A 14,252-nucleotide genomic window follows, 5' to 3' on the forward strand; every position below is an offset into this window, starting at 1 on the left:
GCAGAGCGGGCGGCGATTCACTATCCGCCCGCTCTGCTTCTATTGTTCAACCCGAAAGATCGTCGTCCTTAACAACTCCATCGCGTTAGACAGCTGCCCCAGCTCTTCGCCGGACAGCCCCCGAACGCGTTCGCCCATCCAATCCTCCATATGAGCAAAAACATTCCCCATTAGCTTCTCGCCTTGTTCCGACAGACGAACATACTGCTTCCTCTTGTCATCATCCGCTTCGTACTTCACGCACAATGATTTGTCGCTCAGCTTCTTAAGCTCGCGACTCGTATTGGGCATGGACATATCCTTGCACTCGCTAATTTCACTAACCGTTAACGGCTGCGATACCGCGATATATTCAAGAATTCCGTACTGGGCAGGCGTTATGTCCGCTATAGAAAGATCCTTCGTTATATCATGCTTTATCTGGTGAACATCAGTAATGAACGCGACCAATTGTTGAAACAGTATCTTCTTATCGACTTCTTGCGCCACTTCGAAATCACCTCTTACCGCGTACAATAACAAAATTATTGTCATAAAACAATTATCATTTGACAACCATTTGTCCCATGTGTTACCTTTTAGTTATCATATGATAACTAACGAGGTGACCTATTCATGAAAACGTTAATTATTTATACCCATCCCAATCATGAGAGCTTAAGCTACGCTTTTCTCCAAAAGACGCTTGCGGGCATTGGCGATAATCCAATCATCGAGGACGTTCAAGTACTGGATCTTTATGCGGAAAATTTCAATCCCGTCCTCGTCTTCAATGCAAACAAACGCAGACGTGACATGCACGCTGACCCGGCATTAGCCAAGTATAGGGAACAACTGCTATGGGCAGATAAAATCGTGTTCGTCTATCCGATCTGGTGGGGACGGCCTCCTGCCATGCTGCTTGGTTTCATTGATCAAATGTTCGCTTCCGGCTTCGCCTATCGGGATAAGGGAGGTCTGCTGCCCGAAGGCTTACTGAAAGGAAAGTCCGTCGTATGCATCTCCACCATGAAAGGGCCGGCCTTCTATCCGCTTTATTGGCTGGGCAACTCGCACAAGATCCTCATGAGAAAGGCGCTTTTCCAATATGTCGGCATCAAAAAAGTGAAGTTTTTCGAATTTGGCAGCATGGAGAGCTCGAAAGGACGGCACGAGCAGAAGCTGAACAAGGTGTATCACTACTTCAAAGCATTAACCTCTTAAAACCAAAAAAAAGCAGCCCATCCTATACGGGATGGACTGCTTCTGTAATCTTAACTTGAAATTATACCCTTTGCGGCAGGGCGCCTATGAACTCCTGCTCCTTGTATGTGAAGTAATCTTCCAAGATCGTCTCCCGATCGTCGAGGAACAGCTGCTCCGCTACCGAAGACGCCACCTTCGGCACCCCGAATCGCATGCCCGACAATGCGGAAGCCGAAACTCCGAAGCTGATGAGCGCGGAGTAGCTGAAGGTGAACAGGCCATGCAGCAGCTTCTCCCCCTCTTCACTCCGGCTTGTGAAAGCGAAACCGGGACTCAAGTAAGGATGTGCATCCAGAACCGGACTCGCCACCTCCGCAGGTGCTTCATACCGATCGCCCCAACGGGCAATATGCTGCTCTACCAACTTCAGTTCCGGACGATAAGCCGGATCCGTCAGCAGCCCTGTGCTAATAATAAGAAAATCAAAGGAGTGCTTGCCTTGCGGCGTCGTTACGATCGCTTGATCTCCAGCCTTCTCAACTGCCAACCAAGGCGCTCCGAGATGCATGCGGAATCCCGGCCATGACGCCGCCCTCTCGAATGTATCGTTCGTCGGCGGCTGGTTATGCTTGAAGAAATGCGCCATAACCTCGTATTTGTCGCGATCCTCGAGCGCCGCGAACCGCTCAATCATGCCCGATCCTTCCATCTGACGGATCGGATTAATTCGCGGAAGCTCCTTGCGGCGTACGAATACATGTACTTCTCCGGCACCTTCGGCGAGCGCGAAGTTGGCGTTATCGAATGCCGATGCACCGCCTCCAAGTACGGCAATCTTCTTGCCTTTAAGCGCTTCGAAGTCAATTCGAGCCGATGTATGCGCATAAAGCGTCATCGGCAGGTTCTCCGAAATCATCTCCGGCACATGCCATTCGCCCCCGCCTTGGATTCCTGTAGCAAGAATAACTTTCCTAGCAAGCAGCGTATCCGATATAGCACCGATTCCCTCAACATGAAGCCGGTGTATATGCTCTTCCGTTGGCTCTATTAATCGAAGCTTAACTTCATTAACGACAGGCAATTCAAGCGTTTTGCGATACCAGCGCAAGTAATTCATCCAGTCGCCGCGCGGGATCTTATCCACCTTCGCCCAGCCTTCTACCCCATGCTGCGCTTCCCACCAGGATCGGAACGTCAACGAAGGAATACCCAGATCAACGGATGTCAGATGCTTCGGCGTACGCAGCGTCATCATACGCGCATAGGTTTCCCATGGCCCTTCATAGCCTTCCGGGTTTTCGTCAATCACCAATATATTAGATACACGTTCGCGCAATAACGCGAAGGCGATACTTAAGCCGCTCTGCCCGCCGCCAACAATGACAACATCATACACATGCCCTTCCGAGTGACTGCGTGGCCGCACCCAGTTCGGACCTCCATAAGCGAGATAAGAAAGATCGGTTGCCACTCGTTCATTTAACGCTTCCAGACTCATATCATCACACCTTTCCTCTGGCTGCCATCCTACAATCAACCAACAACATTCACTCGCCACAACTTATGTTATGTTTTCGAACATATTGTGTTAAGTTTATGTTTATTCTATCTTATCTAGCTCGTCTTTGAAAGATTCCAGGCAAATTTCATAATCATGCATAAAATAAACGTGTTTTATTGTTCATCATGACCATATGCCCCCTCCGCAAAAAAAGGGGTTGACGACTTTAGAAAAGGAGCATATGATATTTTCAAATCCGATAACATACATTGGAATAGTATTAATTGTTCACCAGGCTACTGGAAACAATCACTTTGTTGATTGCTTCCGGCGGCCTTTTTTTATGACTAATTTTCAGGAGGAATGAATAATGAGCGAAGCAATTAGCAGCCGAATCGGGCTGGAGATTAAGGCGGATGTACTTGTAATCGGCGGAGGCCCGGCCGGCGCTTGGGCTGCAATCTCTGCTGCACATTCAGGAGCTAGCGTCGTGCTGGCCGACAAAGGATTTTGCGGATCTAGCGGCGCGACCGCCCCTTCCGGCACTGGCGTGTGGTATATCCAGCCGGATGCCCAGCTCCGTACCGAAGCTAAGCTAAGCCGATACGAGCTTGGCGGCAGGCTGGCCGAGAACGCTTGGATGGACAGAGTGCTGAACAAGGCGTTCGAGCGAATGAACAGTCTTGCCGTATGGGGTTACCCGTATCCGGAGAGCGACGATGGTACGGTGCATGTTAGAGGGCTGCAAGGGCCGGAATATATGCGGCTAATGCGAAAGCTCGCGCTTAAGGCCGGCGTGAAAATATTGGATCACAGTCCCGCTCTCGAACTGCTCGCAGACGAGCATGGCGTCGGAGGGGCAAGAGGTATCCGAACGCAGACGAACGAGCCTTGGAGCGTGCGCTCCGGGGCGGTCGTCATCGCTACCGGCGGCTGCGCCTTCCTCAGCAAAGCGCTCGGCTGCAATGTCCTCACCGGTGACGGATACCTGCTGGCGGCGGAAGCCGGTTCATCGTTCTCGGGTATGGAATTTTCCAACGCCTACGCCATCGCGCCAACCTTCTCCTCCGTTACGAAAACAGCTTATTACCGCTATGCTTCGTTCTATTACGAGGATGGCACGGACGTGGAAGGTGCCGGCTCCCAGCGCGGTCGCTCGATCATCGCGAAGAACCTGCTTCAAGGCAAGCAGGTTTATGCAAGGCTCGACCAAGCGCCCGAAGATATTAAGCCCGCGCTGCGAGTCGGCCAGACGAACTTCTTCCTTCCGTTCGATCGCCTTGGACTCGATCCGTTCACAGATATGTTCCCCGTCACCTTGCGGCTTGAAGGTACCGTACGCGGCACCGGAGGTATACGCATTGCGAACGAGTCATGCGCGACCGACGTGCCTGGACTATATGCGGCCGGCGATGCGGCGACGCGCGAATTAATATGCGGCGGCTTCACTGGCGGCGGAAGCCATAACGCGGCTTGGGCGATGTCCTCCGGCTCTTTCGCCGGGCAAGGCGCTGCGGAATATGCCCTGCAGCTTGGTGCGGCGGCACATACAAGGAGCGTTGCAGGTTTATCTTCCACGACGTTGACGAATCAGAGTACAGATTCCTCCGCTGCCGCTGCTAAGCTGTCTGAGCGCATTGAGGCCATACAGGCGGAGACTCACCCCTACGACAAAAACTTATTCCGTACCGAGCAAGGACTCACCTCCTCTCTCGATCGCCTGGATCACTTGTGGAAGGAAATCCGGAGCGAGCCGATCACGTTGAATGCCTCTGCTTACAAAGCACGCGAGGTTGCAGCCATGACGGCCACGGCGCGGCTCATGTACCATTCAGCCAGGGAGCGCACTGAAACAAGGGGCATGCATAAACGTGCAGACTTCCCCGCCCTCGACCCTAATCAACGATACCGGCTAATCAGCAACGGTTTGGACGAAATCAAAGTCAGAACAGAGCAAGTATCAGAGGAGGCTGTATCGGTGTGATCGAAATCGTAAGCGAATCAAAATGCATCGAGTGCAACCTCTGCGTATCCGTTTGTCCGACGAATGTATTTGACCGCGTGGAAGGCGGTATTCCCATTATCGCAAGACAGAGCGACTGCCAGACCTGCTTCATGTGCGAGCTGTATTGCCCTGCCGATGCGCTATATGTGTCACCGGATGCCGAGGAGAAAACCGTTCTGTCCGAAACAGAGCTGGAGAGCAAAGGACTTATCGGCAGCTACCGCGAGCAAATAGGCTGGGGACCGGGGCGGACCCCAATTACCAAACATCCTCTCATGCTTCGAAGAGGGTAAACCTCTATTTTCACTCTAAAGAAGAAAGAAGGCTGGCGTTGATCTATGAGAAAACGTTCGTTATTGATCCTAATTCTGCTTATTCTCTCCCTTTCTCTGGCAGCCTGCGGCCAAAACTCCAATGGCACGGAAGAGCCTGCGTCCAGTGAGAAGCCAGTCACCTTGAAGTTCTATGTCAGCGGCTTAACCTTCACCGACACTGAATTCAATACGATGATCGCCGAGCCGGTTAAGAAGAAATTCCCTCATATTACGCTCGAGAAAGTCGTTACGCCGGAAGGCCAGAAAATCGATAATCTCGTGTCAGCCGGCACCGTTCCCGATATTATCTATGCCAGTGCGGGAAGCTACTACAACTTCAAGCGGCTAGGCATTCTCCAAAGCCTTGACGAATACGTCGACAAATACAAGCTGGACCTAAACCGCATCAAACCGGACATTTTAAACTCCATCAAGGCTTACGCCGAGGACGGCGAAATTTATACGATACCGTTTAACTCGAACGAAACGATTTTGTATTACAACAAGGATATTTTCGATAAATTCGGAGTCCCTTACCCGCCAGATGAACAAATTACATGGGAAGAAGCGCTTGCGATCGGCCAGCAGCTAACCCAGACGAAGGACGGCGTCAATTACATCGGGCTTGAAGTTGCCGCAGGTCCGGCGTACATACAGAGCAGCCTCGCTTTAGGCACTCTCGATCCGAAGACGGGAAAAGCGATCGTGAACACGCCGGAGTGGGAGAAAGCTTTCACCTTTCTCAAGAAAACGTTCGAGGTGAGCGGCTACATCCAAGGCGATACCTACTTGTACAATAAGGATGCGTTTCTGAAGGATCAGATTTTGGCAATGAGGCCCACCTACCTCGCTAATATGGTCGGACCGCTTGAAGAGCTGCGCAAGCAAGGAGAGATTATTAATTGGGACATTGCCCCCGTCCCCAACTTCAAGGAGGCGCTTGGCACGTCGAAGGAAGTCAATATTCACTCGCTCTTTATCTCGAAGACAAGTGAGCATAAGGACGAGGCATTCCAGGTGCTGAACTATATTTTATCGGATGAGGTTCAGCGTGTTTTGTCCCGGAACGGCCGCGTGCCGTCAATCGTGAATCCCGAGCTGGAGAAGGAGTTTGGTGCCGATATCGAGGCGCTGAAAGGAAAGAAGATCGAAAATATTTTCAAAGCGAAAAGCGTTCAGCTCCACGCACCGCATGAATTCGAAGGCGACGTCAGCAAGTTTGTGACCGATGCCGCCAAAGAGCTCGCGTTATCCGGCATAGACGTCAATACCGCCCTTCGCACGTTGGAGGAGAAAATCAACCAAGAAGTGGATCGTCTCGAGAAAACAACGAAATAAGGAGAAAGGTCGATCGTTTAGCGGTCGGCCTTTTTTTAATTTTGAGGGGACATAACGGCTAGTATCCAAGCATGCAAGCTATCGCCTGCATTTAATAGGTAGATACCATATATGGGGAGGTACTTGTCTATGTCTTGCAACAATAGCTCGGCGGCCCTAACCTGCTGTACGGAAAAAAACTTCGTTCAAGATAAAGTATGCGCGCCATGGAGCGGAACGGTTGTCGCAACCGATGTTGAAATCGTCGTATTCACCAATAACATCAATCAAAATATTGTAGGCACAGGTTATGTACAGTACGATGTAGGACCTGCTGCTATAACAGTCAACTTTCTCGATAGCGCAGGCAATGCAATTAACCCTACCCCCTTCACTTTAACGCCGGGAACGAGCATGGCTTTCACTTATCGCCGCTTTAGCGAGATTCAAATCATACTGCCAGGCGCAAGCGCCGGTACTTATCAAGGCGAATTCTGCATAACAACTCGTTATTCCATTTAGTAAGGGGTAGAAAGCAACTCTAGAGGGAGGCATGAGAAAACGATGCGCGCAAATACGACGCTAACTTGTTGCTCAGACAAAACTTTCGTGCAAGATAAAGTTTGTATCAACTGGCAATTTACTGCTGGGGGCAGCCAAACGGTTTTTACAAATAATCTATCCCAAAATATTAATGCATCCGGCTATGTCAAATTCGAGAGCGGCGCGGGAATCGTTACCGTTAACTTCATAAGAACCGGTGTAGTTACCCCTATTCAACAAATCGTCATCACCCCGAGCAGCAGCGCAACGTTCACCGTCGCAAGGTTCGATACGATTGCCCTTGTCGCAACAGCAGCCGGTCAAGGCGAGTTCTGCATCACAGTCCGTTATCCCCTATAACTAGAAAAGGTGGTTGCTCCGCTCGGTTGAGTTGGAGAACCACCTATTTTTGCATGCTGTTTATTAACTCGCAATGTAAGGATTATGAGTGTGCAGCGAGGTCGAGACAACGTATTTCCCCTCTACATATGAAAACTCGTTAGCATTCTGGACAGATACTCGTACGATATGAATCGATCTTCCGATAAAATTAACGGTATTTCCTGGCTGAATCACGAATTGTCTATCCTCCTCGCCGACAATGTCTACGATTAATGGATTCGTACTATTGCCCGAAGAATACGCGCTGACTTGGATAATATTGGTATAACACTCCACACCCGATTGCCATATTTGAAACGAGGGCTGGACGCCTTGAACAAGTATGCTTCCGCAGCACTCCTTATCAATAAGTTGCTCGCATCTTGCGGGAGGAATTGGCGGAACGGGAGGAATAGGCGGCCACGGCGGGATTGGAGGGTGCGGATGCGGCTTGCAGCAGCGTTCGTGATGGCAACAGTCTTTTTTTCTACGGCATCTATGCTTTGTTCTACATTTGCGGCGACATCTTTTTCTACATTTGTAGGGATTCATACGAAGAGAAAAGGGTATRGTGAACAATCGTCTTTTTCTTCTGTACTTTTTGATCACACGTAATCCTCTCCCTTCGCTCGCATATGAACGCCACATCTTATAGTAAATGTATTTATTGCAGGTATGGTTAACAACTCTTAGGACGTAGAGCGAATAATAGTAGAATGCCTAGTTCTTAATAGGCGTCTAGCCTTGGTAACAGAATTGTACGGTTACGTGATCTCATGCACAGACCATACAATCCCGTTCGGCGGTCCTCCACCGATATTCACGTTAACGGTAAGTCCATTAGCTACATAATACAGCCCGATAACATCACCTGCGTTCAACGTCACTTCTCCAGCTAACGTCACTTCCCCGCTTCCAAGCACCGCTCTTAGCGTTAATAAGAGAACAATACTCACGTTCAACACCGGCAGCAGGCCTGTAATAAGGGAGGTTGTGGTCGGGGAAGATCTTTGTACTTGAAAATAAGGATTAACCCCTGCCCCAAGGCTAACATTAAGCGCCGCTGTCATCGCGTAGTTAATCGTTGCAAGGATCGTATATCTGCCTGTGTTAGGAATGGTGTAATTTCCTGTCACGGCATTGAAGTTAGCATTGCCGTAATAAGGACTGGCAGTCGACCAGTTCGTAAGCTGCGCAGATGCAGCCAGCGTAACGGTCGACAAGAAAGCTGAAAATCCTTGAGCCGCGAAGTTAGGTCCTGTCGCTCCCGTTGCTCCCATTGCCCCTGTTGCTCCTGTTACTCCTGTTGGACCGGTTGGACCCGTCGCTCCTATTGCTCCTGTTGCTCCTGTTGCTCCTGTTGCTCCTGTTGCTCCTGTTGCTCCTGTTGGACCTGTAAGCCCAGTCGAACCTGTTAACCCAGTTGCGCCCGTCGGGCCTGTAGCTCCTGTTAGACCTGTCGCTCCTGTCGGACCGGTTGGACCTGTCGCTCCTGTTAGACCTGTTGGACCAGTTGCTCCTATTGAACCGGTTGGACCTGTAACTCCTGTTGGACCTGTAACCCCAGTCGGACCTATCACCCCGGTTGCCCCAGTCGCTCCAGTTTCACCCGTTGGACCAGTTGGGCCTGTAATACCAGTTAGACCAGTCGCACCCGTTGCTCCGGTTGGACCTGTTAACCCAGTTGCACCCGTCAGACCGGTAACTCCTGTAACTCCAGTCGAGCCCGTCACCCCGGTTGAACCAGTCGCTCCTGTCTCACCCGTCAGGCCTGTCGCTCCTGTTGGACCTGTCGACCCGATTGCACCGACTTCACCCGTTGGACCGGTTGGACCTGTAGCTCCCATTAAACCTATCGCACCTGTAGCACCAGTCCCACCCGTTGCACCTGTTGCTCCTGTAGCCCCCGTTGCTCCCGTTATTCCTTTTTTAGGCTTAAGTCCATCACAACTTAACCCGCCTGCGCATGAGCTGCCCGCCTTACATTTGGGATTGCTGCAATACATATTCATAGACCTTCTGGGCCCCCGTCACAATAGTCGTCATCCCGCATCCAATTTCCCCAACACTCCCGAAACCCACATATGATTAGTTAATGGATTCTTTTCATCTAGTGATTGTACTCTCATCTGTATTACACACAAAAACTTCTATAAAAGAGCATAGGTTCGTCTAYCAAGGCCCTCAATTCCACGCATAAAAGGAGCAACACAGGACTGTTCATCCCGCACTGCCCCTCCATTATGTCAACCTTATAACGCCTGAACCATTCATCATTCTAGATTTACAAACCGTGCTTCATAATCCGATAGGCCACCTTTGGCATAAAACGATGCAAATAATAGAGCAGCTTCGTCTTGCCTACATGCAGCACAAGTCGTCCTTTGATCACTCGCGCAATCATCTGATCAGCGAAAGCATCGGCACTAATCTTGCCTTTGCCTCTTCCTCGCACCATATCCGTGTCCACAAGCGGCGGCAACACTTCAAATACTTGTATTGATGATTGTTCCAACTGATACCTAAGCGATCTRGTAAATGTGGAAACAGCAGCCTTGGTCGCACAATAAATTGCCGCTCCCGATTTCGGAGCGATCGCCAGTCCCGACGATAGATTAATGATGGCCGCTTCCGAGCGCAATGAAAGCATAGGAATCAACAACGAGCATAACCTTACAACCGCTACAAAGTTAATCTCCAGTTCATGATGAATAGCATCCAGGGAAGGCGGATCCTGATCGAAGCGCGCATGGTATTGAATACCCGCATTATTAATTAGTACCGAAAGCTCCGGATACTCCGCCTTCAGCCACTCCGCAAGCAATACCCGCTGCTCCTCCACACCAATATCGCAAGCATGAATGGCCAGCTCAGGAATAGCTTTTTGGGCACTTTCTAGCTTGCTCACATCCCGTCCAACGATAATCACTTTATTCCCCATTCGAACAAGCTTTTTCGCAACCGCCAACCCGATCCCAGATCCGCCGCCCGTAATCAACACTGTATGGCCCGTCAACCTCAATCCGCCCACTCCCTCATTATTCATACGTACACGACTGCTACCTGCCTTTGGAGGCAAGAAGCAGTCGTATCGCAGTGAAATATGAGCTTATTGTAGCTTCACCCGCAGCGAGCTTCATTAACATAGGTTAAGTTTTCGATTGATGGACGATTCTGCTTAGCGAAACCGGACTAATACCCAAATAGGATGCGATAAAATACTGCGGAATGCGCGCTTCGAGTCCTGGGTACTTCATCTTAAACGCTTCCAGACGCTCTGCCGCGCTCAAGTAGAGCAACTCCCGCTCTCGCTCTTCTTTCTTTCGGTATAGCTGCTCCACACTATGACGCAAGAAGCGTTCCCAATAACGACTCCGGTCCGCAAGTTCCAGCAGCAGCCCATACGGAATTTCAATGACGAGCGCTTCCTCTAGCGCCTGTATGGAGAAATAGGAAGGCTCACCGCTAATCATCGCCCCATAGGACGTAACGAAATCCCCTTCTATCGCGAAGCTCTTCGTGAACTCCTTGCCATCGTCCAACGTATAGAAAAAACGAAATAATCCCTTTATGCAGAAGTATGCGCAATGAACCGTTTCCCCTGCCCGCACTGCAAAATAGTCCCGTTTCAACCTTCTGACCATTGTCCCCTTCACGAATATATCCCAGTCCTGGTCAGGAACGACTAATGGGCCCATCAGCTTTTTCAAAGCGTCATACTCTTCCCGACTTTCTTCCACAAAGCTCACCTCGCTTATGGTTATTGCTGCAAATCCACTCATATGAAGTATTCGGCTTCCTATGCCTACCTCCTGCGACGGTAACAATCGCTTTAATCTGAATTGTACCTTGATGTCACAGGGCAAACTGGCTGACAATGTGTAACGAGGGAATGAGTACAATGGCAAACGCAGTTTCAGTCGCCTCCCTACAACAACTTGAAGGAGTGATGGTGTTTGAACAAGATTCATAATCGACAAGAGCCGGTGAGAGGTCGTATCGCGCATTTTTAAAACACACCTCTCATTAGGCAATGGGAGGCAAGCAGGCAATGATGTATTTAAGAAATATGATTCGGGGTAAGGTAAGCCCTATTCCGTCCGAGCAATTGCTTGAATTATGGGAGCACGATGCAGGTACGCTGAAGTTTTGGAGAGCTAGCAGCAACTTTGTTTATATCTTCGAGCGCAGCGGAACACGATATTTCCTCCGTTTTATCCACGAAGAAGATAATACGCCCCAGCAAATTGGGGCCGAACTTGACTTCATCCTTTATTTGATCGCACAAGGTTATCCGGCCGCCGCCCCGGTCCGTTCGAAGAACGGGCAATGGTTAGAGACTATATCGACCGATCATGGGCGTTATTTCGGAACGGTATTCGAACAGGCCAAAGGCTCGTATATTCCTCTCGAGAAAATGTCCGACGAACACCTGACTAGCTGGGGAAAGGCTCTAGCGTCGCTGCATCATTTATCCGAAACGTACTGCCCAGACACAAATTCGCGAAAGAGTTGGGACGACGCGCTGCATTTCGTTGCATCGGTCTTGCAGCGTTACCCCGAAGAGACCGCGCTTAAGCATGAACTCTCAAGCTTGCACGAACAACTCCAAGCGCTGCCAATCGGTGAGGGACATACCGGACTTATTCACTATGATTTCGAGACCGATAATATGTTTTATTCGTCTGATGAGGCGCTATATTACRCCATTGATTTCGATGACGCGATGGTTCATTGGTTCATGATGGACGTGGCGTCCGCTGTATCCGATCTTCTCGAACAAGATAGTGAAGAAGCAAAACGACAATTAGACTTGTTCCTTGCTGGATACAGATCAATTAAACCATTGGATGAATTTTATATAGAACGAATTCCCCTGTTTCAGAAGTTCTCCGATCTCTATTCATTCGCCAGGCTGCTGCGCAGCATCGAGGGAATGGACGATGCGACATCACCCGAATGGGCCACTGCGCTGCGAGATAAGCTGTTGCGGATATGCGGTCAAATTCGCGAAAGATATAGCCCGGCAGTCAGACTCGCGCCAATCGACCATACCAATTGGTACGCCTGCTCCTCGCTTGAGGTAACAGAAGAACAGCGAAGCGTATTTCCCAGCCCCGCCGTCTATTGGCTGGCAGAATCCGCTTATTGCGGATACACTCCGCTGGCTATTTATGCGGGCGAACAATTAATCGGCTTTACCGTTTATGCCATTGATCCCGACGATGGCGCTTACTGGATTATGGCTTATATGATTGATCACAACTTTCAAAATAAGCGCTTCGGGAAATCCGGCATGCTTGAGCTCATTCGTTATATAAAAGAGAAGCACGGTTGCAGCAGTATCATGCTCGGTCATCGACAAGGCAACGAGCGGGCAGCCCGCTTATATGCATCTCTCGGATTCGTTATCGCCGACCAGTCCGAGCAAGAAATCATCCGCAAGCTGCATCTGTAATGCCTGACAACCGCCGAGCAATCGGCGGTTGTCTCGTTCCTCGGCTTAAATAATTGGCCAGCCATACTCCTCGCTCACTTCTCTAATGACTTCACCGACTAACGATTCATCCTGGTGTTTCCCCGGTTCTGCGTTCATCATGACGACAATACCGCTCTTAAGACTCGGAAATGACACCATCTTGCATTGATACCCGACGCCCCAACCTTGCGAAAAGAAACAAGGCATGCCAGCGGCATCAGGAAGGAAAACACCTAGCCCCACTCCCGGCGCCAGACCATAGCTCGTCAACATTGCTCGCGCTAGATCAGGGCGCAATATTGACGCAACGCTTCCTTCCCAAGCGCGAATAATCTCCAAGGTCAACGCAGCGAATTCAGCTGGCGTCGTCCATAGGCCTGCCCCCGACAGATTGGGATAGTGCCACTTCTTCCCTACAACTAGGCAGCCGTTCTTGTCATGCCCTGCTGCTGCATTCTCCACAAAGCGCGCATTAGCATATTCCCCATCTACTGTTTCGCCATTCCAAAATAAGGTACGTTTTAATTCCAGTGGTTCTATAACCAGCCTGTTCACTGCACTTGCGAAAGACTCGCCCGTAATGTCCTCAATGAGTTGCTCCAGAACGGTATAGCCAGCATCCGAATAAGAGAACCGGCTGCTCGGTACTTGTCTTACCTCTACTGGATCCGGATTATACGCTGTATGTCCCGATAGTAGCTGCTTTGGCGAAGGAAAGTCATCCTCCCCATTATGAACATCGAAGCTTCCGTCAGGATCTACGATACCCGCGTGGTGAGCAAGCAGACTCGCTACAGTTACCTTCTCCTGGTCCGTATATGTATTGTCAGAAACCTGCCACGATGTCAAATACCGATTGACGTCAGATTCCGCATCAAGCAATCCGTCCTGTACTAATCGCAGCACTCCTATTGCCGTCACCATTTTGCTCATGGAGCATGCATGAAAGAGGCTGTCCGCATCGATCGGTCGAAGCCCTCCCGCTTCCAATACGCCCCAACTCTCCGACCACTCCACATAACCATCTCGAATGACCGCTACTCCAATGCCCGGAACGTTGCTCCGCCTCATTCGGTCTTCCAACTTCAGCAGTTGCCCATCATGCCGCCCCACAGAACCATTCCTTTCCCCAGTAAAATAAATAGAACATATGTTCTTATAATTATACCAGTGATTGGAAAAATAATCAATCTTCTTACACTGCGATATGGAGACTGAAGCTAAAGGAAATAGCCTGTTCTTTAGCTAGTCGGAGGTGAATGGATTTCATACGAGCTAATGGGCGAATTAGGCTGTATGATTTCCATTCAAAGGTACTTGTTCTGTCTGCCGCAGGCTATTTGATTGGACGATAGAGGCTGTCGATTAACTGTGACTAACACTAACCAATAGTTGTATGATATTTCGTATAAATCAACCTTACGGATAGGTCAAATCTGGGTTTTTGATCGAAAAATCGTACAAAATCATTGAGTGCGTGGTCAAGTCCAAAGTTGTGTGTAAAATCCTCGAACAGAAAGCCTACTC

General features: G+C 49.9%; 13 protein-coding genes. 7 read left to right on the forward strand and 6 right to left on the reverse strand.

Going from position 1 to position 14,252, the window contains the following annotated elements; all coding sequences use genetic code 11:
- Positions 1–39: 39 nt before the first annotated feature.
- Positions 40–534, reverse strand: a complete 495-nt coding sequence (locus AB4Z33_RS09400) for a MarR family winged helix-turn-helix transcriptional regulator (RefSeq protein WP_442049687.1) — start codon at positions 532–534, stop codon at positions 40–42.
- A gap of 81 nt (positions 535–615) precedes the next feature.
- On the opposite strand from AB4Z33_RS09400, the gene AB4Z33_RS09405 reads away from it, so the two are divergent.
- Positions 616–1,203, forward strand: coding sequence for an NAD(P)H-dependent oxidoreductase (locus tag AB4Z33_RS09405; protein WP_442049688.1), 588 nt, complete (start codon positions 616–618; stop codon positions 1,201–1,203).
- A gap of 61 nt (positions 1,204–1,264) precedes the next feature.
- On the opposite strand, the gene AB4Z33_RS09410 is transcribed toward AB4Z33_RS09405, so the two are convergent.
- Positions 1,265–2,683, reverse strand: coding sequence for an FAD/NAD(P)-binding protein (locus AB4Z33_RS09410; RefSeq protein WP_442049689.1), 1,419 nt, complete (start codon positions 2,681–2,683; stop codon positions 1,265–1,267).
- A 373-nt stretch (positions 2,684–3,056) separates the two neighbouring features.
- Here AB4Z33_RS09410 and AB4Z33_RS09415 point away from each other — a divergent pair, with 373 nt between their 5' ends.
- The 5 genes from AB4Z33_RS09415 (at position 3,057) to AB4Z33_RS09435 (ending at position 7,225) form a co-directional block, all read left to right on the forward strand.
- Positions 3,057–4,670, forward strand: a complete 1,614-nt coding sequence (locus tag AB4Z33_RS09415; RefSeq protein ID WP_442049690.1) for an FAD-dependent oxidoreductase — start codon at positions 3,057–3,059, stop codon at positions 4,668–4,670.
- Positions 4,667–4,984 (forward strand): 4Fe-4S binding protein, encoded by a 318-nt coding sequence (locus tag AB4Z33_RS09420; RefSeq protein ID WP_442049691.1) that lies wholly within the window; start codon positions 4,667–4,669, stop codon positions 4,982–4,984. Before AB4Z33_RS09415 ends, AB4Z33_RS09420 begins: the two co-directional genes overlap by 4 nt.
- Positions 4,985–5,029: 45 nt before the next feature.
- Positions 5,030–6,343, forward strand: a complete 1,314-nt coding sequence (locus AB4Z33_RS09425; protein ID WP_442049692.1) for an ABC transporter substrate-binding protein — start codon at positions 5,030–5,032, stop codon at positions 6,341–6,343.
- Positions 6,344–6,472: 129 nt separating this feature from the next.
- The gene (locus AB4Z33_RS09430) at positions 6,473–6,844 is read left to right on the forward strand and encodes a DUF3992 domain-containing protein (RefSeq protein WP_442049693.1); all 372 of its coding nucleotides are present in this window, start codon (positions 6,473–6,475) and stop codon (positions 6,842–6,844) included.
- A 42-nt stretch (positions 6,845–6,886) separates the two neighbouring features.
- Positions 6,887–7,225: a DUF3992 domain-containing protein gene (locus AB4Z33_RS09435; RefSeq protein WP_442049694.1), complete on the forward strand. Its 339-nt coding sequence runs from the start codon at positions 6,887–6,889 to the stop codon at positions 7,223–7,225.
- 785 nt (positions 7,226–8,010) lie between these two features.
- Here AB4Z33_RS09435 and AB4Z33_RS09440 read toward each other — a convergent pair.
- The 3 genes from AB4Z33_RS09440 to AB4Z33_RS09450 form a co-directional block, all read right to left on the reverse strand.
- A complete protein-coding gene (locus AB4Z33_RS09440) occupies positions 8,011–9,258 on the reverse strand; it encodes a collagen-like protein (RefSeq protein ID WP_442049695.1) in 1,248 nt (415 codons plus the stop codon).
- A 272-nt stretch (positions 9,259–9,530) separates the two neighbouring features.
- Positions 9,531–10,292 (reverse strand): SDR family oxidoreductase, encoded by a 762-nt coding sequence (locus AB4Z33_RS09445; RefSeq protein ID WP_442049696.1) that lies wholly within the window; start codon positions 10,290–10,292, stop codon positions 9,531–9,533.
- 103 nt (positions 10,293–10,395) lie between these two features.
- The gene (locus AB4Z33_RS09450; RefSeq protein ID WP_442049697.1) at positions 10,396–10,986 is read right to left on the reverse strand and encodes a Crp/Fnr family transcriptional regulator; all 591 of its coding nucleotides are present in this window, start codon (positions 10,984–10,986) and stop codon (positions 10,396–10,398) included.
- Positions 10,987–11,297: 311 nt separating this feature from the next.
- Between AB4Z33_RS09450 and AB4Z33_RS09455 the strand changes: the two genes are divergently transcribed.
- Positions 11,298–12,704 carry a GNAT family N-acetyltransferase gene (locus tag AB4Z33_RS09455; protein ID WP_442049698.1) on the forward strand — a complete coding sequence of 469 codons (1,407 nt, stop codon included), beginning with the start codon at positions 11,298–11,300 and terminating at the stop codon, positions 12,702–12,704.
- Positions 12,705–12,749: 45 nt separating this feature from the next.
- Here AB4Z33_RS09455 and AB4Z33_RS09460 read toward each other — a convergent pair whose 3' ends face one another.
- On the reverse strand, positions 12,750–13,838 hold the full coding sequence (locus AB4Z33_RS09460; RefSeq protein ID WP_442049699.1) for a serine hydrolase domain-containing protein: 1,089 nt from the start codon (positions 13,836–13,838) through the stop codon (positions 12,750–12,752).
- Positions 13,839–14,252: the final 414 nt, after the last annotated feature.

This window comes from Paenibacillus sp. 2TAB19, from assembly GCF_052115185.1.
GTDB lineage: Bacteria > Bacillota > Bacilli > Paenibacillales > Paenibacillaceae > Pristimantibacillus.